Origin of the sequence: Alteraurantiacibacter palmitatis, from assembly GCF_037154115.1 — a bacterium.
Lineage (GTDB): Bacteria > Pseudomonadota > Alphaproteobacteria > Sphingomonadales > Sphingomonadaceae > Alteraurantiacibacter > Alteraurantiacibacter palmitatis.
In genome coordinates this window covers 190,770-214,826 of the sequence record NZ_JBANRO010000003.1, presented here as the reverse complement: position 1 = coordinate 214,826, position 24,057 = coordinate 190,770, and the positions used below count along the sequence as shown (strand labels likewise).

At 64.3% G+C, this 24,057-nt stretch carries 32 protein-coding genes and 1 tRNA gene; 23 read left to right on the top strand and 10 right to left on the bottom strand.

What is annotated here, in order from left to right; all coding sequences use genetic code 11:
• The first annotated feature begins 29 nt into the window (after positions 1–29).
• The 5 genes from WFP44_RS04910 to WFP44_RS04890 all read left to right on the top strand — a co-directional run bounded on the left by WFP44_RS04910 (position 30) and on the right by WFP44_RS04890 (position 3,205).
• Positions 30–818 carry a F0F1 ATP synthase subunit A gene (locus tag WFP44_RS04910; protein ID WP_336919636.1) on the top strand — a complete coding sequence of 263 codons (789 nt, stop codon included), beginning with the start codon at positions 30–32 and terminating at the stop codon, positions 816–818.
• 47 nt (positions 819–865) lie between these two features.
• Positions 866–1,090 carry a F0F1 ATP synthase subunit C gene (locus tag WFP44_RS04905; RefSeq protein ID WP_048885460.1) on the top strand — a complete coding sequence of 75 codons (225 nt, stop codon included), beginning with the start codon at positions 866–868 and terminating at the stop codon, positions 1,088–1,090.
• A gap of 87 nt (positions 1,091–1,177) precedes the next feature.
• Positions 1,178–1,672, top strand: a complete 495-nt coding sequence (locus WFP44_RS04900) for a F0F1 ATP synthase subunit B family protein (RefSeq protein WP_336925264.1) — start codon at positions 1,178–1,180, stop codon at positions 1,670–1,672.
• Complete coding sequence (locus WFP44_RS04895; protein ID WP_377922910.1) at positions 1,665–2,264, top strand: F0F1 ATP synthase subunit B family protein; 600 nt, start codon at positions 1,665–1,667, stop codon at positions 2,262–2,264. Before WFP44_RS04900 ends, WFP44_RS04895 begins: the two co-directional genes overlap by 8 nt.
• Positions 2,265–2,341: 77 nt before the next feature.
• The gene (locus WFP44_RS04890) at positions 2,342–3,205 is read left to right on the top strand and encodes an alpha/beta hydrolase (RefSeq protein ID WP_336925263.1); all 864 of its coding nucleotides are present in this window, start codon (positions 2,342–2,344) and stop codon (positions 3,203–3,205) included.
• On the opposite strand, the gene gloB is transcribed toward WFP44_RS04890, so the two are convergent.
• From gloB to rpsA, 3 genes are all read right to left on the bottom strand, one after another.
• Positions 3,202–3,960: a hydroxyacylglutathione hydrolase gene (gene gloB, locus WFP44_RS04885; protein ID WP_336925261.1), complete on the bottom strand. Its 759-nt coding sequence runs from the start codon at positions 3,958–3,960 to the stop codon at positions 3,202–3,204. The genes WFP44_RS04890 and gloB overlap by 4 nt on opposite strands.
• The gene (locus tag WFP44_RS04880) at positions 3,950–4,366 is read right to left on the bottom strand and encodes a GFA family protein (protein WP_336925260.1); all 417 of its coding nucleotides are present in this window, start codon (positions 4,364–4,366) and stop codon (positions 3,950–3,952) included. The genes gloB and WFP44_RS04880 overlap by 11 nt, the downstream gene beginning before the upstream one ends.
• A gap of 105 nt (positions 4,367–4,471) precedes the next feature.
• Positions 4,472–6,181, bottom strand: coding sequence for a 30S ribosomal protein S1 (gene rpsA, locus WFP44_RS04875; RefSeq protein ID WP_336925259.1), 1,710 nt, complete (start codon positions 6,179–6,181; stop codon positions 4,472–4,474).
• A gap of 315 nt (positions 6,182–6,496) precedes the next feature.
• On the opposite strand from rpsA, the gene WFP44_RS04870 reads away from it, so the two are divergent.
• On the top strand, positions 6,497–6,976 hold the full coding sequence (locus WFP44_RS04870; RefSeq protein ID WP_336925258.1) for an Mpo1 family 2-hydroxy fatty acid dioxygenase: 480 nt from the start codon (positions 6,497–6,499) through the stop codon (positions 6,974–6,976).
• 2 nt (positions 6,977–6,978) lie between these two features.
• On the opposite strand, the gene WFP44_RS04865 is transcribed toward WFP44_RS04870, so the two are convergent.
• Positions 6,979–7,614: a (d)CMP kinase gene (locus WFP44_RS04865; protein ID WP_336925257.1), complete on the bottom strand. Its 636-nt coding sequence runs from the start codon at positions 7,612–7,614 to the stop codon at positions 6,979–6,981.
• A 144-nt stretch (positions 7,615–7,758) separates the two neighbouring features.
• Here WFP44_RS04865 and WFP44_RS04860 point away from each other — a divergent pair, with 144 nt between their 5' ends.
• Positions 7,759–8,079 carry a DMT family transporter gene (locus tag WFP44_RS04860; protein WP_336925256.1) on the top strand — a complete coding sequence of 107 codons (321 nt, stop codon included), beginning with the start codon at positions 7,759–7,761 and terminating at the stop codon, positions 8,077–8,079.
• Positions 8,080–8,081: 2 nt separating this feature from the next.
• Here the strand turns inward: WFP44_RS04860 and aroA are convergent, their stop codons facing one another.
• On the bottom strand, positions 8,082–9,425 hold the full coding sequence (gene aroA / locus WFP44_RS04855; protein ID WP_336925255.1) for a 3-phosphoshikimate 1-carboxyvinyltransferase: 1,344 nt from the start codon (positions 9,423–9,425) through the stop codon (positions 8,082–8,084).
• Between the two features lie 216 nt (positions 9,426–9,641).
• Between aroA and WFP44_RS04850 the strand changes: the two genes are divergently transcribed.
• From WFP44_RS04850 to WFP44_RS04800, 11 genes are all read left to right on the top strand, one after another.
• Positions 9,642–9,965 carry a TIGR02300 family protein gene (locus WFP44_RS04850; RefSeq protein ID WP_336925254.1) on the top strand — a complete coding sequence of 108 codons (324 nt, stop codon included), beginning with the start codon at positions 9,642–9,644 and terminating at the stop codon, positions 9,963–9,965.
• 122 nt (positions 9,966–10,087) lie between these two features.
• Positions 10,088–10,163, top strand: a tRNA-Ala gene (locus WFP44_RS04845).
• Positions 10,164–10,287: 124 nt separating this feature from the next.
• Positions 10,288–11,760 carry a signal recognition particle protein gene (gene ffh / locus WFP44_RS04840; protein WP_336925252.1) on the top strand — a complete coding sequence of 491 codons (1,473 nt, stop codon included), beginning with the start codon at positions 10,288–10,290 and terminating at the stop codon, positions 11,758–11,760.
• A gap of 33 nt (positions 11,761–11,793) precedes the next feature.
• A complete protein-coding gene (gene rpsP, locus WFP44_RS04835; RefSeq protein ID WP_336925251.1) occupies positions 11,794–12,240 on the top strand; it encodes a 30S ribosomal protein S16 in 447 nt (148 codons plus the stop codon).
• Positions 12,241–12,335: 95 nt separating this feature from the next.
• Positions 12,336–12,848 (top strand): ribosome maturation factor RimM, encoded by a 513-nt coding sequence (gene rimM, locus WFP44_RS04830; RefSeq protein WP_336925250.1) that lies wholly within the window; start codon positions 12,336–12,338, stop codon positions 12,846–12,848.
• Positions 12,849–12,850: 2 nt separating this feature from the next.
• Complete coding sequence (locus tag WFP44_RS04825) at positions 12,851–13,132, top strand: hypothetical protein (RefSeq protein WP_336925249.1); 282 nt, start codon at positions 12,851–12,853, stop codon at positions 13,130–13,132.
• The gene (gene trmD, locus WFP44_RS04820) at positions 13,129–13,857 is read left to right on the top strand and encodes a tRNA (guanosine(37)-N1)-methyltransferase TrmD (protein ID WP_336925248.1); all 729 of its coding nucleotides are present in this window, start codon (positions 13,129–13,131) and stop codon (positions 13,855–13,857) included. The genes WFP44_RS04825 and trmD overlap by 4 nt, the downstream gene beginning before the upstream one ends.
• Positions 13,858–13,862: 5 nt before the next feature.
• Complete coding sequence (gene rplS, locus WFP44_RS04815; RefSeq protein WP_336925247.1) at positions 13,863–14,234, top strand: 50S ribosomal protein L19; 372 nt, start codon at positions 13,863–13,865, stop codon at positions 14,232–14,234.
• A gap of 109 nt (positions 14,235–14,343) precedes the next feature.
• Positions 14,344–15,369 (top strand): aspartate-semialdehyde dehydrogenase, encoded by a 1,026-nt coding sequence (locus WFP44_RS04810; protein ID WP_336925246.1) that lies wholly within the window; start codon positions 14,344–14,346, stop codon positions 15,367–15,369.
• 81 nt (positions 15,370–15,450) lie between these two features.
• On the top strand, positions 15,451–15,816 hold the full coding sequence (locus WFP44_RS04805) for a carboxymuconolactone decarboxylase family protein (protein WP_336925245.1): 366 nt from the start codon (positions 15,451–15,453) through the stop codon (positions 15,814–15,816).
• A 68-nt stretch (positions 15,817–15,884) separates the two neighbouring features.
• Positions 15,885–16,643, top strand: a complete 759-nt coding sequence (locus WFP44_RS04800) for an alpha/beta fold hydrolase (protein ID WP_336925244.1) — start codon at positions 15,885–15,887, stop codon at positions 16,641–16,643.
• 72 nt (positions 16,644–16,715) lie between these two features.
• Here the strand turns inward: WFP44_RS04800 and rplI are convergent, their stop codons facing one another.
• The 3 genes from rplI to rpsF are packed head-to-tail and all read right to left on the bottom strand — an operon-like array spanning position 16,716 to position 17,922.
• Positions 16,716–17,318, bottom strand: a complete 603-nt coding sequence (rplI, locus tag WFP44_RS04795; protein WP_336925243.1) for a 50S ribosomal protein L9 — start codon at positions 17,316–17,318, stop codon at positions 16,716–16,718.
• A gap of 14 nt (positions 17,319–17,332) precedes the next feature.
• On the bottom strand, positions 17,333–17,557 hold the full coding sequence (rpsR, locus tag WFP44_RS04790; protein ID WP_336919668.1) for a 30S ribosomal protein S18: 225 nt from the start codon (positions 17,555–17,557) through the stop codon (positions 17,333–17,335).
• Positions 17,557–17,922, bottom strand: a complete 366-nt coding sequence (gene rpsF / locus WFP44_RS04785) for a 30S ribosomal protein S6 (protein WP_336925242.1) — start codon at positions 17,920–17,922, stop codon at positions 17,557–17,559. Before rpsF ends, rpsR begins: the two co-directional genes overlap by 1 nt.
• Before the next feature lie 184 nt (positions 17,923–18,106).
• On the opposite strand from rpsF, the gene WFP44_RS04780 reads away from it, so the two are divergent.
• Positions 18,107–18,619 (top strand): DUF3237 domain-containing protein, encoded by a 513-nt coding sequence (locus WFP44_RS04780; protein ID WP_336925241.1) that lies wholly within the window; start codon positions 18,107–18,109, stop codon positions 18,617–18,619.
• Positions 18,620–18,649: 30 nt separating this feature from the next.
• Entirely contained in the window at positions 18,650–19,597 is a 948-nt protein-coding gene (locus tag WFP44_RS04775; protein ID WP_336925240.1) for a DUF808 domain-containing protein, read from the top strand.
• Here the strand turns inward: WFP44_RS04775 and WFP44_RS04770 are convergent.
• Together WFP44_RS04770 and WFP44_RS04765 are read right to left on the bottom strand one after the other, a co-directional pair.
• Positions 19,542–19,907 carry a hypothetical protein gene (locus tag WFP44_RS04770; protein WP_336925239.1) on the bottom strand — a complete coding sequence of 122 codons (366 nt, stop codon included), beginning with the start codon at positions 19,905–19,907 and terminating at the stop codon, positions 19,542–19,544. The two genes, WFP44_RS04775 and WFP44_RS04770, sit on opposite strands and share 56 nt — an antisense overlap.
• A 109-nt stretch (positions 19,908–20,016) precedes the next feature.
• Positions 20,017–21,441 (bottom strand): glutamate ligase domain-containing protein, encoded by a 1,425-nt coding sequence (locus tag WFP44_RS04765; RefSeq protein WP_336925348.1) that lies wholly within the window; start codon positions 21,439–21,441, stop codon positions 20,017–20,019.
• 56 nt (positions 21,442–21,497) lie between these two features.
• Here WFP44_RS04765 and WFP44_RS04760 point away from each other — a divergent pair, with 56 nt between their 5' ends.
• From WFP44_RS04760 to fabG, 3 genes are read left to right on the top strand one after another with little or no spacing between them, the layout of a single operon-like run.
• Entirely contained in the window at positions 21,498–22,310 is an 813-nt protein-coding gene (locus tag WFP44_RS04760; RefSeq protein ID WP_336925238.1) for an LD-carboxypeptidase, read from the top strand.
• 49 nt (positions 22,311–22,359) lie between these two features.
• Positions 22,360–23,298 (top strand): ACP S-malonyltransferase, encoded by a 939-nt coding sequence (gene fabD / locus WFP44_RS04755; protein WP_336925237.1) that lies wholly within the window; start codon positions 22,360–22,362, stop codon positions 23,296–23,298.
• The gene (fabG, locus tag WFP44_RS04750; protein ID WP_336925347.1) at positions 23,298–24,050 is read left to right on the top strand and encodes a 3-oxoacyl-[acyl-carrier-protein] reductase; all 753 of its coding nucleotides are present in this window, start codon (positions 23,298–23,300) and stop codon (positions 24,048–24,050) included. Before fabD ends, fabG begins: the two co-directional genes overlap by 1 nt.
• Positions 24,051–24,057: the final 7 nt, after the last annotated feature.

The following is a 24,057-nucleotide window of genomic DNA, read 5'->3' as shown; positions in this document are numbered from 1 at the left end:
GGCTGAGCATTTAGGGAACGGTAGACACAGTGGCAGGCGAAACGGCTAAGGTCGATCCGATGCACCAGTTCACGGTAGAGCCGATGTTCGGCTCTGCGGGCTGGGAAATCGCGGGCTTCAACATTGCCTTTACCAATTCGGCGCTGTGGATGCTGATCGCCGCCATTGCGGTTTATGCCTTCATGATCGGCGGCATGAAGCGCCAGCTCGTGCCCGGTCGCTGGCAGATGGCGGTGGAAACCTTCACCGGCTTCATCGACAATCTGGTGGACGCGAATATCGGCAAGGGCGGCAAGAAGTATGTGCCCTATGTCTTCAGCCTGTTCATGTTCATCCTTTTTGCCAACCTTCTCGGCCTGATGCCGCTGGGGTTGATCGGGCTGCACCCGTTCACCTTCACCAGCCATTTCACCGTTACCGGCGTGCTGGCGATCCTGTCTTTCGCGATTGTGCTGATCGTGGGCTTCTGGAAGCATGGCCTGCATTTCTTCAGCCTGTTCGTGCCCAGCGGAACGCCGCTGGTGATGGCGATCATCATCGCGCCGATCGAATTCATCTCCTTCCTGTTCCGCCCCTTCAGCCTCGCGCTGCGTCTGTTCGTCGCCATGATGGCCGGCCACGTGCTGCTGGAAGTGCTGTCCAGCTTCGTGATCAGCGGGTGGAGCGCGGGTGCCGGTTTCGGCTTGCTGGTGGGTGTGCCCAGTTTCGTGCTGATGGTGGCCATCTGCGCGCTGGAAATCCTGGTTTCGGGCATTCAGGCCTATGTGTTTGCGCTGCTGACATCGCTCTACATTCACGATGCCGAGCATCTGCACTGAGTTTCGCAATACCGTTTTTCATCAAGTTCATTTGAAAGGATAATCTCATGGATCTCGAAGCTGCCAAGATGGTCGGTGCCGGTCTCGCTGCAATCGGCGCGGGCATGGCTGCGCTGGGCGTGGGCAATGTGTTCGGCTCGTTCCTTGAATCCGCGCTGCGCAATCCCGGCGCTGCCGATGGCCAGCAGGGCCGCCTGTTCATCGGTTTCGCTGCGGCGGAACTGCTGGGCCTGCTCGCCTTCGTCGTTGCGATGATCATCCTGTTCGTCTGACGATTGCTATTACCGGCCGGGGGCAGAAGCGCCCGGCCGGTCTGATTTTCCGCCACATCGTTTCGCGCTGACAGACGGAATCCGTCCATGCCCCAGATCGCCCAATTGCCCGAAATCTGGTCCAGCCAGCTGTTCTGGCTGCTGATCATTTTCGGCCTTGTCTATTTTGTCGTCGGCAAGGGCATGGTGCCCAAGGTGCTCGACACGGTGGGCCAGCGCGACACGCAGATCGCGACCGATCTGGCTGCCGCCCAAGCGGCGCGCGATGCCGCGGACGAACAGGAAGCCGCGTGGCGTGCGCGTGAAAACGCCAATCGTGCCGCTGCCCAGGCACTGGTTGCTGAAGCCAAGGCCAAGGCAACGGCCGCGACCGAAGCCAAGCTTTCCGCCGCGCAGGCCACTATCGACGCGCGGCTGGCCGAGGCGGAAGCGCGCATCGAAGCCGCCCGCGCTGAAGCTGCTGCCGAAATCGAAGGCGTTGCAGCGGAAGCTGCCCAGGATATCGTGGCGCGCCTTGCCGGCGTGAAAGTGACCAAGACCGCTGCATCGGCGGCTGTGAAGAAGGCTCTGGCTCATGGCTAATGTGTCCACATCTCCGGTCGCCGGGCCTGATACGACGACCCTCGAAATGTCCCCGCATCACGGTGTCGGGGCCGAGGTTCTGGTCGATGATAGCCACTCCGCACCGCAGCCTGAACTGCTGGGCCTTCAGCCCTATCAGTGGGTTTCGCTGTCGATGGCGGTGCTGCTGCTCATCGCGTTCGGCTTTGCCAAGGTGCACAAGGTGATTGCGCGCGGCCTTGATGGAAAGATCGCAGAGATCCGCCGCAATCTGGATGAGGCCAAGGCCCTGCGCGCCGAAGCTGAAGCCCTGCGCGCCGAATATGCCGCCAAGATCGCCTCGGCCGAGAAGGATGCGGAAGCGATGCTCGCCAATGCGCGCAGCGAGGCGGACGCCATCATCGCCAAGGCCGAAGCCGACACCGCCGCCATGATCGCGCGCCGCGAGGCGATGGCGCAGGGCAAGATCGCGGCAGCCGAATTGCAGGCGGTGGCGGATCTGCGCGCACGTGCGGCGCAGGCCTCTACCGCTGCGGCGGCGGCGCTGATCGCGGAGCGTCACGACGCCGATGCCGACGCCAAGCTGGCGGATGAGGTTATAGCCGCTATCTGATTGCTTCGGTCGCGCCCCGCTTGACGGCGGGCGATGTTCCGGCGCACTGTCTCCTTCGGTAAAAGCGGAGGGGAATCATGCGGTTATTACTGGCGGGCGCGGCGTTTCTCGTGGCGCTTGCGCAGCCTCTTGCAGCGCAGGATAGCGGGCAGCGCGTGCCGCTCTGGCCCGATGGCGTTCCCGGCTTTGCTGAACGCCGCGCTATCCCCGAAGTCGCCCGCGAATACTGGACGCGCCGCGTCAACGATCCGTCGATCCATTTTCATCCCGCCGATCCGGTGCGCGCCGATGGGTCGGCTGTGCTGATCCTGCCGGGCGGGGCACATGAATTTCTTGTCACGACATCCGAAGGCCACGATGTTGCCCGCTGGTTTGCCGACCGCGGCGTGGCGGCGTTCGTGCTGTATTACCGTCTTGCGCGCGAGGAAGGTGCGCCGTGGGATTTCGAGGACTCGCGGCAGGATGCCGACCGGGCCATGCGCCTGATCCGGGCGCGGGCCGCGGAATTCGGCATTGATCCGGCAAAGCTGGGCGTGATGGGTTTTTCCGCAGGGGGCGAGCTGGCGCGCTGGACACTGCTTTCCCCGCCCGCGCCGCCAGAGGGGGAGGGCGACCCAATCGACACAGGCGATGCGCGGCCATCATTCGGCATACTTGTCTTTCCCGGGCCGCTCGCCATGCCGGGCGAGGTGATCGGGCCGGATACGCCACCCGTGATGCTGTCGACTGCGCTGGATGATGAATGCTGTGCGCAATCCACGCTCGACATCTTTGCCGCGCTCCACGCGGGCGGCGCGCCGGTCGAACTTCACGCCTATCAGGCAGGCGGCCACGCCTATAATATGGGCGAGAACACAGCCTTCGTGTCGCTCAAGAACTGGCCGACTACGATTGAGGACTGGATGGTCGATCGCGGCTTCATGCCGCCGCCAGCGCCCTAGAAACTGTCCTTCGCAGCCCGCAGCGCGGCAAAGGTCTCGCTCGCCTCGCTGCCGCCCCAGCGGGCCTGTATTGCCGGATCGTCCGCACGCAGGAAGGGATTGGTGGCCATTTCGCGCGCCAGCCGAAAGGGCACAGTGGGCGTGCCGGCGGCGCGCAGCCGGGTGACCTCGGCAGCATAGGCCTGCACATCGGCGTTGTCCGGATCGGCATGAAGCGCAAAACGCGCGTTCGAGGCGGTATATTCGTGCGCGCAATAGAGCAACGTTTCGGGTGGGAGTGCGCGCAGGCGCAGCAGCGAGCTCCAGAATTGCGGCGGCGTCCCCTCGAACATCCGCCCGCAGCCCAGCGCGAACAGAGCATCCCCTACAAAGGCAATACCGGCATCGGGCAGATGGAAGGCGATATGCCCCGCCGTGTGCCCGCCCGCATCGATGACCTGCGCCCGCGCCGTGCCCAGCGTTACGCTGTCGCCGCCAGCCAGCGGATGGTCGAGCGGGAACCTGGCCGCGACTTCGGCCGGGCCGTAAATCCGGCACCCCGTCGCCGCCTTGATCGCCGCGTTGCCGCCGGCGTGATCGGGATGCCAGTGCGTGTTCCAGATCTGCGTGATGCGCCAGCCTTTCGCCCGCGCTTGCCGCAGATTTTCGTTCGCATCGGGTGTGTCGATGCAGGCCGTCTCGCCGCTGGCAGGATCGTGCAGCAGGTAGCCGTAATTGTCGGAGAGGCAGGGGAATTGGTGGACTTCAATCGGCATAAGAGGAGTCTCTTCCACGGGGATGGCGCGGCATGGCTTCGGGCAGAATGACCCAGGCATGGCGGCTGATTTCAAATACCGAGCGGTTGGGCATTGGGAAGCCGGGATCGGCCAGGGTTCCCACGGTTATGCCGGTTATTCCGGGATACTTGCTGGCTCTGGCATAGAGTGTGCTGCCGCAGGTGGCACAAAAGCCGCTGGTGAAGGTGTTGCCGGCATCGGTCGGCCGGGTGTATTCCTGCGCCTTGCCGTGCAGGCTGACGGCTTCATCCGGGAAGTAGGCGATGACGCCGAAGGGCGACCCGCTGCGCCGCTGACAATCTCGGCAATGGCACAGAACGGTCATCGGGTTTGCGGCATCGTCGATGTGTGCGCTCAGTGCGCCGCATTGGCAGGAGGCTTTCATGGCGATGCTGTCTTACGCGCAGCGCCCCTTAGAGGAAAGGCCCGCCCGCTCGGTTGAGCGGACGGGCCCATTCTTGCCGATTTCCGGATGTCCGGACGAGCCGGCTTAGCTGTCCTTGTTCGCCTTGAGCGCGGCGCCGAGGATGTCGCCGAGCGACGCACCCGAATCGGACGAGCCGAACTGCGCCACGGCTTCCTTTTCTTCCGCGATCTGGCGCGCCTTGATCGAGAAGTTCGGCTTCTTCGAACGGTCGAAACCGATCACCATGGCATCGACCTTCTGGCCGACCTGGAAGCGATCCGGACGCTGTTCGTCGCGGTCACGGCCAAGGTCCGAACGCTTGATGAAGCCGGTAGCGCCATCGTCGCCCACCTGCACTTCGAGGCCGCCGTCACGCACTTCAAGCACGGTGACGGTGACAACTTCGTTCTTCTTCAGGCCGCTGGTTGAAGCGGTGGCACCGGCCGCCGGCGCACCCTTTTCAAGCTGCTTCATGCCCAGGCTGATGCGTTCCTTTTCCACATCCACGTCGAGCACGATGGCATTTACCACCTCGCCCTTGCGGTGCAGGGCCAGCGCGTCCTCGCCCGAAATGCCCCAGGCGATATCGGACATATGCACCATGCCGTCCACATCGCCCGGCAGGCCGATGAACAGGCCGAATTCGGTGGCGTTCTTGACTTCGCCTTCCACGGTGGAGCCGACCGGGTGCTTTTCGGCAAACTCTTCCCACGGATTGCGCTGCGCCTGCTTGAGGCCGAGGCTGATGCGGCGCTTGTCGGAATCGACTTCCAGCACCATCACTTCCACTTCCTGCGAGGTGGAGACGATCTTGCCGGGGTGGACGTTCTTCTTGGTCCAGCTCATTTCCGAGACGTGAACCAGGCCTTCGATGCCCGGCTCCAGTTCCACGAAGGCGCCGTATTCGGTGATGTTGGTGACAACGCCGCTGATCTTCGCGCCCACGGGATACTTGGCGGCAACGCCTTCCCACGGATCGCTTTCCAGCTGCTTCATGCCCAGGCTGATGCGCTGGGTATCGGCATTGATGCGGATGATCTGGACCTTCACGGTCTGGCCGATCTCGATCACTTCGCTGGGGTGGTTGACGCGCTTGTAGCTCATGTCGGTGACGTGCAGCAGGCCGTCAATGCCGCCCAGATCCACGAAGGCGCCGTAATCGGTGATGTTCTTCACCACCCCTTCGGTGATCTGCCCTTCGGCCAGGCCTTCGATCAGTTCGCTGCGCTGTTCGGCGCGGGTCTCTTCCAGCACGGCGCGGCGCGACACGACAATGTTGCCGCGGCGGCGATCCATCTTCAGGATCTGGAAAGGCTGGGGCACATCCATCAGCGGGGCGACATCGCGCACCGGGCGGATATCGACCTGGCTGCCGGGCAGGAAGGCCACGGCGCCATCGAGATCGACGGTGAAGCCGCCCTTCACACGGCCGAAGATGCGCCCTTCAACGCGCTTGCCTTCGCCAAATTCGCTTTCCAGCTTGTCCCACGCGGCTTCGCGGCGGGCGCGGTCGCGCGACAGCATGGCTTCGCCGTCAGCGTTCTCCACGCGGTCCACGAAAACTTCGACTTCACCGCCGACAACGAGGCCGTGCTCGTCCTCGCCGCGGGAAAACTCGCGCAGGGAAATGCGGCCTTCGGACTTGAGGCCTACGTCGATCACGGCAAAGCCGTTTTCAATGGCGGTGACAGTGCCCTTGACCACGCGGCCTTCAAAGCCGCCGTCGGCGCCGCCGAGCTGTTCGTCAAGGAGAGCCGCGAAATCATCGCGGGTGGGGTTGGCAGTGGATGCCATAAGGTTGGGATTCCCGTATCATCAATTTTCCGGCCAGGCGGTTGTATCCGCCGGTCTTTCTCCGCCTGCCGCACCATTGCGAAAAAGCGGGCCAAGAGGCCGAACTGCCACGGGGGCCGTATGCCATCCGCAGCATCCCGTGGGGCCAGCCGTTGAAAGCCTGCCTTGGGGACAGGCGCGCGCCTAGGCGAAAGGGGCTGCAAAAGCAAGGCGAATCGGCCGCGACACCGGGTCGCCCCAGTCGCGCTGAGCCAGCGGTGCTTGACAGGCGCGGCGCGGGCTGGCCTTCTTTGGTGCAGGAGAGAGGAGGGGGCGATGACTCCGCTGGAGCGCAATCTCGCCGCCTATGGCGAATACCACCAGGATCGGCGCAATGTGGCGACGCATCTGGTGGGGATACCGATGATCTTTCTGGCCGTGGTCGTGCTGCTGTCGCGGCCGGTCTGGGATGTGGGCCTGCCGCTAACACCCGCGATGCTTCTGGCACTGGGTGCAGGGCTGTTTTATGTGCGGCTCGACCTGCGCTTTGGCGCGGTGATGGCGCTGCTGCTGGCGCTGTGCTGCGGGGCCGGGCTGGAACTGTCGGCGCGTGACACGGCCATTTGGCTGGGCTGGGGCGCGGGACTGTTCCTGACAGGCTGGGTGATCCAGTTCATCGGCCATGCCTTTGAAGGGCGTAAACCGGCCTTTCTTGATGATCTGAGAAGCCTGCTTGTCGGCCCGCTTTTCGTGGTGGCGGAACTGGCCTTCCTGCTGGGCCTGCGGCGCGAAGTGCAGGCGGCGATCCGGCACTGATTTCAGGGGCAGGCCTGCTGACCCGTTGCGGCGTTGACCAATTCTATTGCGCGCGCGATCGCTTCATCACGGCTCAGACTGGACGTGTCGAGCAGCAGCGCATCTGGCGCCATGGTGAGCGGCGCGGCGCGGCGCTGGCTGTCGCGCGCGTCGCGTTCGCGCAGATCCTCGCGGATCGCGGCCAGCGTGTGATCCTCTCCGCGCGCCTGCATTTCGGCCCAGCGCCTTTCTGCCCGTGCATCCACGCTGGCGGTAACGAACAGCTTCACATCCGCATCGGGGCAGATGACCGTTCCGATATCGCGCCCGTCGAGCACCGCGCCGCCCGGTTGACCGGCGAACGTGCGCTGGCGTTCGAGCAGGGCGGAGCGCACCGCCGGATGGATCGACACGCGGCTTGCCAGCCCTCCGGTCGCCTCGCTGCGCAGAGCAGGGTGGCCCAGCAGTTCTTCCGGGAAATTGCACGCCGCCAGCGCATCGCCCGCATCATCCGGATCGCCGCCGTCCAGGCCCACCTGATAGCCGACCGCCCGGTAAAGCAGGCCGGTATCCATATGCGGCAGGCCGAAATGGCGGCCGAGCGCCTTTGCGATGGTGCCCTTTCCCGATGCGGTTGGTCCGTCGACAGCGATAATCATGGGAAGGGCTGTACCCGGCAAATGCACGCTTGAGAACCGCCGTTCGCGGCCCTATCTCGGCGCAGCGCTGGCCACGTCCGGCGTGCCTGCGGGCAATCAAGACCGGGACGGCCCGGCATTCTTTTGCAATAAAGGAGTGCGCGCGTGGCGTGGGTTTTCCTGTTCGTGGCCGGATTGCTGGAAGTGGTCTGGGCCTTTGCGATGAAGCTGTCCGACGGATTTTCCAAACCTGTCCCCTCCGCCGTGACGATCGTGGCGATGATCTTCAGCTTCGGCTTGTTGGCGCTGGCGATGCGCAGCCTGCCGCTTGGCACGGCCTACACGATCTGGACGGGGATCGGCGCCGTGGGGGCGTTTGTCGTGGGCATCGTGGTGCTGGGAGAAGCGGTGACGCCGATGCGCGCGCTGGCCGCGGTGCTGATCGTGTCGGGTCTGGTGCTGATGAAGCTTTCCAGTCCGGCGTGATCCTAGCCGCCAAGGCTCTCCAGCAGGCTGAGGAAATTGGGGAAGCTGGTGGCGATGGGGCGGATATCGTCCACCTCGACGCCATCCGAGCTGACGAGCCCGGCCACCGCCATGCTCATCGCGATTCGGTGGTCGAGATGCGTCACAACGGCGCTCCCCTCTGCCGTGCCGGGCAGGGCCGTGCCGCCAGTGCCTTGGATAACAAGGCCATCCCCGCGCTCTTCCACGCGCGCCCCCGCCAGCACCAACGCATCGGCCATGGCGGTAAGACGGTCGCTTTCCTTGACGCGCAGTTCGTCCAGCCCGCTGGTCACCGTCGTGCCCTGCGCCAGGGCGGCAGCCACGAACAATACCGGAAACTCGTCAATCATGGATGGCGCGATGGCGGGGTCTACCGTGATGCCATGGAGCGCGGAATGGCGCACGCGCAGATCGGCCACAGGCTCCCCGCCAACCACGCGCGGGTTCACTTCCTCGATCTGGCCGCCCATCTGGCGCAGCACATCGAACAGGCCGGCGCGCGTGGGGTTGAGGCCGACATTGGCGATTGTCACATCGCTGCCCGGCACGATCAATGCGGCAACCACGAAAAAGGCCGCGCTGGACGGATCGCCCGGCACCTCGATCGTCTGGGCCGACAGTTCGGCAGGGCCGTTCAGCGTGATGACGCGCTCTCCGTCCCTTTCTGTCACGCTCAGATCTGCGCCAAATCCGCGCAGCATCCGTTCCGAATGGTCGCGCGTCGGCACCGGCTCGATCACCGTGGTGGTGCCGGCCGTGTTTAGCGCAGCCAGCAGAACCGCGCTTTTGACCTGCGCGCTCGCCACCGGCAGGCGGTAGGTGATCGGCACGGCGGGGCATATCCCGCGCAAGGTGAGCGGCAACCTGTCGCCATTAGCACCGGAAAACTGCGCGCCCATTTGGCTGAGCGGTTCGATCACGCGCGCCATCGGGCGCTTGGACAGGCTCGCATCGCCGGTAAAGGTGGCGGTGATGGCGTGGCTGGCGACAAGGCCCATCAGCAGCCGGGTCGAGGTGCCCGAATTGCCCATGTCGAGCGGCGCGGCAGGTTGCAGCAGCCCTCCCACACCCACGCCGCTGATCACCCATTCGCCGTGCGGCAGGCGTTCGATCGTGGCGCCCATCGCCCGCATGGCGGCGGCGGTGGCGAGCACGTCCTCGCCTTCCAGCAGGCCCGTTACCCGCGTCTCCCCCAGGGCCAGCGCGCCCAGCATCAGCGAGCGGTGGCTGATAGACTTGTCGCCCGGCACCCGGATCGCACCCGAAAGCGCCCCGGCGGGGGCAAAGCGGCGGGGTTGGGGCAGGCTGACATTTGATGCGGACACGGGCGATTTCTTTCACGAGGGACGCAAATGCGGCGCGTCCTTGCCAGCGCCGGGGGGCCGTGGCAAGGCGGGCGCGACAGCGATCCCCTTTTGCCGCCCCATTATCGCCCTTGATATTCACCGGCGAATCGGGAAAGGGGCGCTTCCGGCATTTTGCATGCACATCTTGCGTCCGCTGCCTCACGCTTTGCGCGGACGAATGAAGGAATTGGATTTATGGTGAAGCCTGAATGGGGCGCCAAGCGCACCTGCCCCAAATGCGGTGAACGCTTCTATGATCTGGGCAAGGATGATCCCGTGGTCTGCATCGAATGCGGCAACCAGTGGGTGCCTGAACCCGTGCTCAAGTCCAAGCAGCCGATCCCGTTCGAAGAAGTGAAGAAAGAAGTCGCGCTGGAGGATGCGGACGCGGATCTGGCCGATCCCGATCTGGAAGATATCGATGAGGGCGAGGATTCGCCCGACAACGATGTGGATCTTGGCGGCGACGACGATCTGGGCGTGGACACCGGTTCGGACGACGACGCGGACGATCTGTAAACGGGCAAGCGAAGCGCAAGGGGCCTGAAAATTCCCTCTTGCGCTTCGGCTTGAACGGCCATAATGGGCCGCTTCCCGCAAGGGACTGCACCTCCCAGGGTGCGGCAGGAATGGAAAAATTCGGGGCCTTAGCTCAGCTGGGAGAGCGCTACAATGGCATTGTAGAGGTCAGCGGTTCGATCCCGCTAGGCTCCACCATTCCGGTGAATACTGAAATACACTGCGCAGGCTGATCTGCGTGATGTCTGAACTGCCCGCTGGCCGATGAGTGTTCATCCGCCGGCGTTTTTCGCTTTTGGCTTATTGGAGCTGCACGACGCCCATGTTCGATACGCTGTCCGGCAATCTTGGCTCTGTCTTCGACCGCCTGCGCGGCCGCGGCGCGCTGAGCGAGGCCGATGTGCGCGAAGCCATGCGCGAGATTCGCGTGGCCCTGCTCGAAGCCGATGTGGCGCTGCCCGTGGCGCGCGATTTCATCAACCGCGTGACCGAAAAGGCGGTGGGCGCAGCGGTTCTGAAATCGGTGAAGCCGGGCCAGCAGGTCGTCAAGATCGTCAATGACGAGCTGGTCGCCATGCTGGGCGGCGATGATGCGGGCGCTGCCGATGCAGCCCCGCTCAACCTCGATGTGCGTCCGCCTGCCGTGGTGATGATGGTGGGCCTGCAAGGTTCAGGCAAGACCACCAGCACCGCCAAGATCGGCAAGCTGCTGAAGGAAAAGCAGGGCAAGAAGGTGCTGATGGCCTCGCTGGACGTGAACCGTCCGGCAGCGCAGGAACAGCTCAAGGTCCTGGGCGAACAGGTATCGGTCGCCACACTGCCGATCATCGCGGGGCAGCAGCCGGTGGACATTGCCCGCCGCGCGCTGGAAGCTGCGCGGTTGCAGAATGTCGATGTGCTGATGCTCGATACTGCGGGCCGCCTGCACGTCGATGCGGCGCTGATGGCCGAGATGAAGGCGGTGGCAGGCGTTGCCAACCCGGCCGAGGTGCTGCTGGTGGTCGATGCGCTGACCGGGCAGGACGCGGTCAATGTGGCGCAGAACTTCAGCGATGAAGTGCCGCTGACGGGCGTTGTCCTCACCCGTATGGATGGCGATGCGCGTGGCGGTGCGGCGCTGTCGATGCGCGCGGTTACGGGCAAGCCGATCAAGTTTGCCGGCACCGGCGAAAAGCTCGACGCGATCGAGCCTTTCCACCCGGCGCGCGTGGCCGACCGAATCCTCGGCATGGGCGATATCGTCAGCCTGGTCGAGCGCGCTGCAGAGGTCATCGACAAGGACGAGGCTGAGAAGGCCGCCCAGCGCATGATGAAGGGGCAGTTCGACATGAACGACCTTCGTATGCAGCTCAACCAGATGCAGAAGATGGGCGGCCTCGGAATGCTGGCGGGCATGATGCCGGGCATGAAGAAGGCCAAGGCGGCGATGGAAGCCAGCGGCGTGAATGACAAGGTGCTGGTGCATATGGATGCCATCATCGGATCGATGACGCCCAAGGAGCGCGCGCGCCCCGAACTGCTTAATGCCAAGCGCAAGAAGCGCGTGGCTGCCGGGTCCGGCACCAGCGTGCAGGATGTGAACAAGTTGCTCAAGATGCACCAGGAAATGGGCCGCGCGATGAAGCAGATCCGCAAGATGGGCGGGATCAAGGGCCTTGCCTCGCTGCTCGGCGGCGCTGGCGGCATGGGCGGCGCGGGCGGTATCCCCGGCGGTGCGGGCGGTTTGCCGGGTCTCGGCAATGGAAGCCCGGCCAGCCTGCCGCCGGAACTTCAGAATTTTCTCAAGAACAAGTAATTTCAACGGTTTGAATTGGAAAGGTAATATTACATGGCAATTTCTCTTCGTCTTTCGCGCGGCGGCGCCAAGAAGCGTCCTTACTACCGCATCGTGGCAGCTGACAGCCGCTCCCCGCGGGACGGCAAGTTCCTGGAGCAGATCGGCACCTACAACCCGATGCTGGCCAAGGACGATGCCAACCGCGTGCGCCTGAACGAAGACCGCATCCGCTATTGGCTGGGGGTTGGCGCGCAGCCGACCGACCGCGTGGCGCGATTCCTCGACGTTGCCGGCATCAAGGAGCGTCCCGCGCGCAACAACCCGAAGAAGGGTGAGCCGGGCGAAGCCGCCAAGCAGCGCGCCGAAGACAAGGCCGCCAAGCTGGCCGAAGCTGAAGAAGCCGCCAAGGCCGCTGCGGAGGAAGCCGCTGCCGCCGCTGCTGCTCCGGCTGAGGAAGCTCCTGCTGCAGAAGCCACCGAAGAACAGGCCCAGGGCTGATGGCAAAACCCCCCTCCCGCTCGCGGGAGGGGCCGGGGGTGGGCGCGTCGAAAGATGACGCGTCCGGCCAGGCCCACCCCAAACCCCTCCCTCAGGTGGGAGGGGCCACAGGGCGCGATATCACCCTTGCCGCCATTACCGGCGCGCACGGCGTGACGGGCGAGGTCCGCCTGAAGCTGTTTGGCGAAGGCATTGCGTCGCTCAAGGCGCACAAGTCCTTCAACGGCGGTGCGCTCACTCTCACATCGCTGCGCGATGATGGCAAGGGCGGCGGCATTGCCCGCTTTGCCGAATGTGCCGATCGCACCGCGGCCGAAAAGCTGCGCGGCACCGCGCTGGCCGTTCCGCGCGAGGCTTTGCCCCCGCTGGCCGAGGGCGAATATTACCATGCCGACCTGATCGGCCTTGCCGCCGTCTCCGATGCGGGCGAACCGCTGGGCACCGTGATCGCCGTCGACAATTTCGGCGCGGGCGATGTGATCGAGATCGAGCGGCCAGCGCCAGAAGGCCAGCGGCCCAGACGCTTCATGGTGCCCATGCGGGTGGAAGCCGTGCCGCATTGGGATGCCACGCGCCTCGTTGTATCTGCCGATTTTCTGGAGGATTGACCATGGCCGCGCTGCTGATCCTTCTTGCGCTCGCCATGCCGGTTGCGGCGGGTTTCGCGCTGGCCCGAAAGCGGCCCGCCATGGCCGCCTTCACCGCCGCGCTGCTGGCCAGCCTGCCGCTGCTGGCGGTGTTCGCGCTGCTGGTGGCAAGTTTCGTGAGCAGCGGCAATGCCGCGCCCTTTGGCGTCGCGGCGGCGCTGGTGTTTGGCGTGATGGCGCTTTTGTGCGGCTTTGGCCTGGGCATGGTGGGGCATATGCTGGGCCAGCGGCGCGCCGAGCCGTGACTTTCGCCGCCACCGTCCTGACGCTCTATCCGGAAATGTTTCCCGGGCCGCTGGGCATAAGCCTTGCTGGCCGCGCGCTGGAGAGAGGGGACTGGACGCTCGACACGATCCAGATCCGCGAATTCGCCAACGACAAGCACCGCACGGTTGACGATACGCCCGCAGGCGGCGGGGCCGGCATGGTGCTGAAAGCCGATGTGCTCGCCGCCGCGATCGACAGCGTTGCCGATGGCCGCCCCGTTCTGGCGATGACGCCGCGCGGAAAGCCGATCACGCAAGACCGCATCCGGCAGCTTGCCGCAGGCCCGGGCGCGATCATCCTGTGCGGCCGGTTCGAGGGGTTTGACGAGCGGATTTTTGCCGCCCGCAATGTCGAGGAGGTGAGCCTTGCCGACATCGTCCTGTCGGGCGGAGAGCCTGCCGCGCTGGCCATTCTTGATGCTTGCATTCGCCTCATTCCCGGCGTAATGGGCGCGGCTTCCAGCGGTATCGAGGAAAGCTTCGAAAGCGGCCTTCTCGAATATCCGCAATATACCCGTCCTGTTGAATGGGAAGGGCGCACGATCCCTGAAGTGCTGCGATCGGGGGATCATGCGAAAATCGCTGCCTGGCGGAAACAACAGGCAGAAGATGATACACGGTTACGCAGGCCGGACCTTTGGGAACGCCATTGTGGCGTTCGGGACCAGCCTGCCTCTGATGCGCGGCGTGAAACTGAGGACTGACGACCATGGGTCTGATTCAGGAACTGGAAGCCGAAGCCATCGGCGCTCTGGTAGAAGGCAAGGATATCCCCGATTTCCGCGCAGGCGACACGGTTCGCGTGGGCGTGAAGGTGGTGGAAGGCACGCGCAGCCGCGTGCAGATGTTCGAAGGCGTGGTCATTGCCCGCTCGAACCGCTCGATCAACAGCAATTTCACCGTCCGCAAGATCAGCTTCGGCGAAGGTGTGGAGCGTGTGTTCCCGCTCTATTCGCCCAACATCGATTCGATCACCGTGGTGCGCCGCGGCATCGTGCGTCGTGCCAAGCTGTATTATCTGCGCGGCCGCACCGGCAAACGCGCTCGCATTGCCGAGCGCCGGGAGATTACCGGCCAGTAAGGGCCGTCTTCTCGAAACAACCAATTTGTATCGGTGAGAAGGGGCGCCCTGACGGAACGGTCGGGAGCGCCCCTTTTCCTTGCGCATCAATGATTTGATGGAGGTTTTTGTGGGTTATCGTGTTGCAGTAGTGGGCGCCACGGGGAATGTCGGGCGCGAAATGCTCGCCATTCTGGCAGAGCGCGAATTCCCGATGGATGAAGTGGCTGCCGTCGCCTCGTCGCGCAGCGTCGGTTCCGAAGTGGAACTGGGCGACACCGGCAAGATGCTGAAGTGCCAGAATCTGGAGCATTTCGACTTTGCCGGATGGGACATCGCGCTGTTCGCCGTGGGCAGCGAAGCGACCAAGATCTATGCCCCCAAGGCGGCCGCTGCGGGCTGCGTGGTGATCGACAATTCTTCGCTCTACCGCATGGACCCGGACGTGCCGCTGATCGTGCCCGAGGTGAACCCGGACGCGATCGACGATTACAAGAAGAAGAACATCATCGCCAATCCCAACTGCTCCACCGCGCAGATGGTGGTGGCGCTCAAGCCGCTTCACGACGCGGCCACGATCAAGCGTGTGGTCGTCTCCACCTACCAGTCGGTTTCCGGCGCGGGCAAGGCGGGCATGGACGAATTGTTCGAACAGAGCCGCGCCATCTTCGTCGGTGACTCGGTGGAGCCGCGCAAGTTTACCAAGCAGATCGCCTTCAACGTGATCCCGCATATCGACACGTTCCTGGATGACGGGTTCACCAAGGAAGAATGGAAGATGGTGGTCGAGACCAAGAAGATCCTCGATCCCAAGGTGAAGGTGCAGGCGACCTGCGTGCGCGTGCCCGTGTTCGTCGGCCATTCCGAAGCGATCAGCATCGAGTTCGAAAACGAAATCTCGGCCAAGAAGGCGCAGGATCTGCTGCGCGAGGCGCCCGGCATCATGCTGGTCGACAAGCGCGAGGACGGCGGATACGTGACCCCGGCGGAATGCGCGGGCGATTACGCCACCTTCGTGTCCCGCGTGCGCGAAGACCCCACCGTCGATAACGGCCTGGTGTTGTGGTGCGTGTCCGACAATCTGCGGAAAGGTGCCGCGCTCAACGCGGTGCAGATTGCCGAGCTGCTGGGCCGCCGCCACCTCAAGAAGGGCTGAGCGCGGAAACGCGACCACTTGATTTGACGCAAATCCTTTTCCCGCCAGTTCGTTAGGTCTGGCGGGGAAAGGATGGCAGCAATGGCGAAAAGCAATTTCAAGGATTGGCCGGGAATGGCCCGCGCGCTGAACCCGGCGGTGGGCGAACTGCACAAGAGCGCGCCGGGCGCGATGAAGGCTTTCCGCGAGATGAGCGGCGCGGTGCTGGAAGCGGGCGCGCTCGATACCAAGACCAAGGAATTGATGGCGATTGCCATATCGGTCGCGGTGCGCTGCGATCCGTGCGTGACCTACCACGTTGCTGCCGCGCACCGCGCCGGCGCAACGCGCGAGGAAATTGCCGAGACGGTGGGTCTTGCCATCTATATGGGGGCCGGCCCGTCGGCCATGTATGCCGCGCAGGCGCTGGAAGCGTTCGACCAGTGGGCTGAGGCCAGCGCGGGCTGACAGGCCGCTTGCGCGAATGGCAAAGTGCTGTTTGGGTGACTGTTCAACAGCTGAGGAATCATCCGCGCGTGTCCCAGATCACCACGAGCCATATTGCCAGCTTTGATGGCACCTCCCTTGCCGTGCACCGCATGGGATCGGGGCGGCCCGTGCTGTTGCTGCATGGCCTGTTTTCCAGCGCCGAGATGAACTGGATCAGGTTCGGCCATGCGCAAGCCCTCGCCGATGCCGGGTTCGCGGCTATCATGCCCGATCACCGCGCCCACGGTCAAAGCGGTGCGCCGCACGATCCCGCCGCCTATCCGGCCGATGTGCTCGTGCGCGATTGCCTGCATCTGGTGGAGGCTTTGGAGCTTTCGGATTTCGATCTTGTCGGCTTTTCGCTGGGCGCGCGCACGGCCGCCGCTGCGGTGATTGCGGGCCTTGCGCCGCGCCGGCTGGTCTTGGCGGGCATGGGGCTGGAAAGCCTCGACAACTGGAGCCGCCGTTCGGCCTTCTTCATCGATGCGATTGATCGGATGGGCGAAATGAAGCGCGGCGACCGGGCATTCATGGCGGTCTCCTTCATGAAGACGATGAAGGTCGATACGGTCGCGGCGCGCCTGCTGCTTCAGGCGGGCGGCGAAATGGACCGCGCCGACCTTTCCCGCATCACCATGCCCACGCTGGTGCTCTGCGGCGAGGAGGACCGTGACAACGGCTCCCCCGCCGATCTGGCAGCGGCCTTGCCTAATGGGCGCCTGCAACTGATCCCCGGCACGCATATGTCCAGTGTCACCATGCCCGAACTGGGCGCAGGGCTGGTGGCGTTTTTGCGGCAAGGCTGAAGCAGGAAAAAGGGCGCCATCCCGATGGGGAGGCGCCCTGATTTCGTCGAACACTTGAAAGGGGGGGGAGGCTTATTCGCCCGCCGCTTCCTCTTCCTCTTCCGCGGGGGGCAGTTCGCCCAGTTCGCGGTTGGGGTCGAATTCTTCGGTGAAGCCTTCGCCTTCGGCGCGGTCTTCGGCGGCAAGATTGCCGATCACGTCGACACCCTGGCGCTGCAGTTCGGCTTCGTCGTCCGAACGGGCGACATTGGCCTTCACCGTCACCTGCACTTCGGGGTGAAGGGCCACGGTCACGTTGAACACGCCCAGCGTCTTGATGGGCGCGCCCATGATGACCTGGCGCTTGTCCACCTTGTGCCCTTGCGCAACCAGCGCTTCGGCCACGTCGCGGACATTGACCGAACCGTAGAGCTGGCCCGAATTGGACGAGGCGCGGATCAGCACGATCTCGGCACCGGCAACCGTCTCGGCCTGCTTTTCAGCAGCGGCGCGGCGATCGGCGTTTTCCTTTTCCAGACGCTCGCGATTGGCTTCGAAAACGCGGCGGTTGGCATCGTTGGCGCGCAGCGCCTTCTTCTGCGGCAACAGGAAGTTGCGCGCATAGCCGTCCTTCACATTGACGACATCGCCAATGGTGCCGAGGTTCTCGATGCGTTCGAGGAGGATGATTTGCATGGTTTAAGCTCCCCTCACTTCACGATGTAGGGCAGCAGGCCCAGATGGCGGGCGCGCTTGATGGCGCGGGCCAGTTCACGCTGCTTCTTGGCAGAAACGGCGGTGATGCGGCTCGGCACGATCTTGCCACGTTCGGACATGAAGCCCTGCAGCAGGCGCACATCCTTGTAATCGATGGCGGGGGCGTCCTTGGCCGCGAACGGGCAGGACTTGCGGCGGCGGAAAAACGGGCGGGCCATCAGAAACGCTCCTCACGCGGTTCGCGGCGCTTACGGTCGCGATCGTTCTTGCGCATCATGGCCGAAGGGCCTTCTTCATGCTCGTCAACCGATATGGTCAGCCAGCGCAGGATGTCTTCGTTGATGCGGTTCTGGCGCTCAAGCTCGGCCACCAGATTGCCGGGGCCTTCGATGTTGAGCAGCACATAATGCGCCTTGCGGTTACGGTCGATCTTGTAGGCGAGGGACTTCAGGCCCCAGGTTTCGGTCTTGGTGACCTTGCCGCCCATGCCTTCCACAATCTGTGTGGCGTTGGCAGCCAGCGCATCGACCTGAGCCTGGCTCAAATCCTGACGCGCGAGAAACACGTGCTCGTAAAGAGCCATGTCACGCTTCCTTTCATGTTTCTGCCGATCGCTGGCTTGTCCGTCCGGATGACGGGGCCCCTCCGGCTTTCTTCGGTTTCCGCAAAGGCCCGTCGGCCCCTGCGGAAGCGGCGCTCTTAGACGAATTGCGGAGCAATGCAAGTGCGGCTAGGCAGAGCGGCAATCGGAGAGGGGAATCTGTGCAATGAAACGTCTGCTTGCTGCCGTCCTTGGGATCTTTGTCCCGGTCGCCGCCGCCGCGCAGGACGCGCCGCTCCCCGCTGCAGAACCGGGGCTGGAACTGCTCTACCGCTCGGTTGTCAAGCTGGGGCAGATGATCCCGGTGGGCGAAACTGCCCTCGGTATGCGCCGCATCATCCCCATCACCGGGGGCACATTCGAAGGGCCGAATATGCGCGGCGAGATCCTGCCGATGGGGTGGGACTGGCAGCTCGACCGGCCCGATGGCTGCACGCAGATCATCGCGGATTATTTCCTGCGCACCGATGACGGGGTGGTGATCAATGTGGTCAATTCGGGCGCTTTGTGCCGCCCGGCAGAGGACGGCACGCCGCGGCCCGCGCGCACCAGTCCGGTGTTCGAGGCACCGCGCGGACGCTATGAATGGCTGGGGCAGGGCGGCTATATCGGCACGCTGGGTTTTGACCCGTCAGTTACAGAACCCCATGTCATAATCACGGTTTACCGGGCCAACTGACCTTTCGATCCCCATATAAGAGGATAAACGATGCCATCCGGCCTTGTCGCGCTGCTTGACGACATTTCGCTGATCGCGCGCGCAGCGGCAGCTTCGGCTGACGATATCGGCCTTGCTGCCAGCAAGGCGGGCACGAAAGCGGCGGGCGTGGTGATCGACGATGCAGCCGTCACGCCGTCCTATGTCACCGGCTTCACGCCTGACCGGGAATTGCCGATCGTGGCAAGCATCGCGCGCGGCAGCCTGTTCAACAAGCTGGTGCTGCTACTACCCGGCGCACTGGTGCTGAGCGAGTTTCTGCCACAGGCGATCATCCCGATCCTGATGCTGGGCGGGCTGTTCCTTGCCTATGAAGGCGCGGAAAAGGTGATCGAGAAGCTGGGCGGCGAAAAGCACGGGGCAACGCTGGAGGATGCCATCGAGGATGTGGCCGCCTTCGAGAAGGCGCGCATTTCGGGTGCAATCCGCACTGATCTGATCCTGTCGGCGGAAATCATGGCGATTACCTTGTCCGAAGTGGCGGCGGAAAGCCTGGTGACGCGCGCCGGCGTGCTGGCGGTGGTGGGCATTGTGATTACGGTGGTGGTCTATGGCGCAGTCGGCCTGCTGGTGAAGATGGACGATGCGGGGCTGCATCTGGCGCGCAAGCCTTCGCTGCTGGCGCGCAAGACCGGACGTGCGCTGCTGCTTGCCATGCCGCGCGTGCTGGTCATGCTGTCGGTGGTGGGCACGGTCGCAATGCTGTGGGTAGGCGGCGGGATCGTGCTGCACGGGATGGAGGAACTGGGTGTGGGCGCGCTGCCGCATCTCGCGCACGAAATCCAGCACGGCGTGGAAGCGGCGACGGGATCAATCGGGCCGGTGCTGGGCTGGATGACCTATGCAGGCTTGTCCGCGCTGTTCGGCCTGCTGTTGGGCGCGATCATTGTGCTGCTGTTGCATAAGGTTCTGAAGGTGGGGGCGCATCAGAGCCACTGATCGGGCGCGGGGCGAGCGCGCTGCGCTGCCTTTCGCGCTCCTGCGCCAGCCAGTCGCGCATGGCGTTCCAGCAGCGCCCGTCGCTGGCTTCCACGCGGCCATCGGGGTGCTGCACATACCACGGCTCGGCGTCGCAGGCCTGCGGGTCAATCAGCAGCGGCACAAGGCTGCGTTCGGAAGTGACCTGCCAGCCCAGCACATTGGCGCGCACCAGATCCACCGTCTCGCCATCAAAATAGGCGCTGAGCACATAAGTCCCTGCCACCGCCGGGAGCATCCCCACGCCTGCGGGACGGTATGTCTTGGCCATCACTGTTCCTTGCCGCTTGATCGGATTACGCTTGCAGAATGGCAGCGCGGGACTGAAGGCAGGGCGAAGGAGCAGGGTTAACGGCCCGGAAGGGGTCGGATGGGCAGCCTCAGGGGAGGCGGGAGAGGATGCTTTTTGCAAATTCGCTCAACGTATCGTCGCGTGCGCCCATCACCACGATCCGGTCGCCTGCCTGCGCCATCTGCACAATGTGCTTGCCGCAATCCTCACGCGAGGCGAGATACTCGGCCTGGCCGCCGGCATCGCGGATCAGGCGGATGATCCGCTCCGTTCCCTCGCTGCGATCCACCGTGCCGCCAAAATAGACCGGGTCGCACATGATGGTCACATCATCCGGCCCCAGTTCGCCAGCAAAGGTTCGCGCCAGTTCGTGACCCATCTGGCGCAAAGGGCCGTATCCATGCGGCTGGAAGAAGGCGATCACCCGGCCCGGCCGGCTTTTCAGCGTGCGCAGCGTGGCGCGGCATTTTTCGGGATTATGGCCGAAATCATCGATCACGGTGATGCCGTTCGCACTGGTGCCGACAATGTCGAAGCGCCGCGCCAGTCCCTTGAAACCCGACAGCGCAATGGCGGCTTCGTGCACATCGACCCCGGCGGCCACGGCCCCCGCAATAGCGGCCAGCGCATTGGCAAGGTTGTGGCGGCCCGGCAGAGGCACGCGCAGCGCATGGGCGGTGTCGGTGCGCCGGTCCACCATGATGGCGCGGACGCTGCGATCATCCTGCACGATCGTGCCCGGCTCTATTCCCAGATCGGCCTTGGGATGATCGATGGCAAATGTGAGGCGCTTCTTCGCCCGTTCGCCCAGAAAGCGGGCATCCTCGTCATCCAGATTGACCACGGCAATCCCTGCGCGGGCCACGAAATTGCCGAACAGGCGGCGCAGTTCCTCGATGCTTTTGTGGTCGAGGCTGACATTGAGCAGCACCGCGACAGACGGATTATAGAGGTCGATGGATCCGTCGCTTTCATCCACTTCCGCCACGAAAGTGCCGTGATAGCCCACCCGTGCACTGGCAAAGGGCGCATCCGGCGTGACGAAGTTCTTCATCACCGCGCCGTTCATGATCGTGGGGTCGCGCTCCGCCTGATCCATGATCCAGCCGATCATGCCGGTCACCGTGCTCTTGCCGCTGGTGCCGCCCACCGCGATGGAATGGGGTGCGGCGTTGAACAGGCGGCTGAGGAGTTCGGCCCGCGTCATCCGGGCGCAGCCCAATTCGCGCGCACGCGCCACTTCGGGCACGGAATCTTCGATCGCGGCGCTGGCAACGAGCACCTGATCGGGCGAGGTGATCCCGCTGCCATCCTGCGGGAACAGCGCGATGCCTTGCGCTTCCAGCCAGGCGAACTTTTCCGGTGTGCGGCCCTGGTCGCGGCTGCGATCCGATCCCGCAACCTGCGCCCCCATGCCGTGCGCGATCATCGCCAGCGGCAGCATCCCCGAACCTCCGATTCCGCAGAAGAAGAAGGGGTGGGCCAGCAGCGTCGCGTCGGGATTGGCGGTCATCATCCCTGCCTATTGCGGCAGTGGCACTTTGTGAAGCGGATGTTAGAGAAGGCGTCGTGAAAACCCGCATTGCCCTTGTCTGCCCCGGAAAGCCGCTGCTGCGCGAGCGGGCCGATGCCGTGCTGGCGCTGGCGCAGCGCGAATATCCCGGCATCGACCTTGTCTTTCACCCGCAATGCTTCCTCGAACACGGCCACTTTGCCGGGCCGGACGAGGTGCGGCTGGCGGCGTTTCTGGAGGTGGCGAACGATCCGGCGGTGGACGGCGTGTGGTTTGCCATGGGCGGATACGGTTCCAACCGCATAGCGGCTGCCGCCATTGCGGGCCTGCGTGACGCGGCAGGCGGCAAGACCTATCTGGGCTATTCCGATTGCGGCACGCTGCTTGGCGCATTGTATCGCAATGGCATCGGCCATCCGGTGCACGGGCCGCTGGCGGGCGATATCCGCCGCGATGGGGGAGAGGATGCGGTACGCCGCGTGCTGGATTGGTTTTCGGGCAACCGACAGGGGATCGAGGGCGGGCTGGACCATCGCCCGGCGGTGGCCTTCAACCTGATGACGCTGGCCATGCTGGTGGGCACCGAATTCATGCCCGATCTGGCCGATCATGTGGTGCTGGTGGAGGAAGTGGCCGAGCATCTTTATGCCGTGGACCGCCTGTTCTTCCATGTGACGCAGCATTTGCAAGGCGTGGCGGGCCTGCGGCTGGGGCGGGTATCCGATGTGCCGGAAAATGACCGCCCCTTTGGCGCGGACGCGGAGGAAATCGCCCGTTTCTGGTGCCAGCGCCGCGGCATACCCTATCTGGGCCGCGCGGATATCGGGCACGATGCTGCCAACAGGATTGTCCCCTTCGGTCTTGCCTGAAAGCGCGCATCGCCATAGGCGCGGGGGCAATTGAGGAGGATGTGGCCAGATGATCGCTTTCGTGTTTCCGGGGCAGGGCAGCCAGAAGGTCGGCATGGGCGTGGAGCTTGCTGGCGCCAGTCCGCACGCCCGCGAAGTGTTTCAGGAAGTGGACGACGCGCTGGGCCAGAAGCTCTCCGCCATCATGGCCGAGGGGCCGGAGGACGCGCTGACGCTGACCGAAAACGCGCAGCCTGCCATTATGGCGCACTCGCTGGCGATTGTGCGCGTGATGGAGCGGGAATTCGGCGTGTCGCTGACCCAAAAGGGCGAAACGGTGGCCGGGCACAGTCTGGGCGAATATTCGGCGCTGGCCGCTGTGGGCGGCTTCAGCCTTGCCGATTGCGCGCGGCTGCTGAAAATTCGCGGGCAGGCAATGCAGGCGGCGGTGCCGGTGGGCGTGGGCGGGATGTGCGCGCTGCTGGGTGCGGATATCGACACCGCGCAGAAGCTGGCCGAGGCGGCGGCGCGCGGAGAGGTGTGCGAGGTCGCCAATGACAATGATCCGGGGCAGGTTGTCCTCTCCGGCCATATCGGCGCGATCGAGCGGGCTGTTGCCATGGTCAAGGATTTCGGCATCAAGCGCGGGGTCATCCTGCCGGTGTCGGCGCCCTTCCATTGCAGCCTGATGCAGCCTGCTGCCGATGCGATGGCAAAAGCGCTGGCCGCCTGCCCGGTGCAATCTTTGCTGCTGCCGGTCTATGCCAATGTCACTGCCGCAGTGGTGACCGATCCTGCGACCGAGCAGGACTTGCTGGTGCAACAGGTGACCGGCCGCGTGCGCTGGCGCGAAAGCATGGCGGTGATGGGCGATGCGGGCATTACCCGCTTCGTCGAACTGGGCGGTAAGGTGGTTGGCCCGATGATCCGCAAGATCGTGCCCGACAGCACGCAGGACAGCATAGTGACCATGGCCGATATCGAGGCGCTGGCAAAGGAGATTGGATGATGTTCAACCTGACCGGAATGAATGCCCTTGTCACTGGCGCTGCTGGCGGGATCGGTTCGGCGATTGCCCGCGCTCTGGCATCGCAGGGCGCGCGGCTGGCACTTTCGGGCTCCAACGCAGCTAAGCTGCGCGCCTTTCGGGAGGAGCTGATCGCGGATTTCGGCGGCGATCATGTGGAAATCACCTGTGACCTGTCCGACACCACCCAGGTCGAGGAACTGGTGCCCGCCGCGCTCGATACGCTGGGCGGGCTGGATATCCTCGTCAACAATGCGGGCATCACGCGCGACAACCTCGCCATGCGCATGAAGGACGAGGAATGGGACGCGGTGATCCGCATCAACCTCGAAAGCACATTCCGCCTGATGCGCGCGGTGACGCGGCCGATGATGAAGGCGCGTTTCGGCCGCATCATCACCATCACCAGCATCGTGGGCACCACGGGCAATCCGGGGCAGATGAATTACTGCGCGGCCAAGGCGGGCATTACCGGCATGACCAAGAGCCTTGCGCAGGAAGTCGCCAGCCGCGGCATTACCGCCAATTGCGTGGCGCCCGGCTTCATCCGCACACCGATGACCGATGTGCTGCCCGATGCGCAGAAGGAGGCGCTTAACGCCCGCATCCCGATGGGCCGCATGGGCGAAGGCGCTGATATCGGTGCGGCGGTGGCTTTCCTCGCCAGCAGGGAGGCAAGCTACATTACCGGGCAGACTCTGCACGTGAACGGCGGCATGGCCATGCTTTCCTGACCGGAGG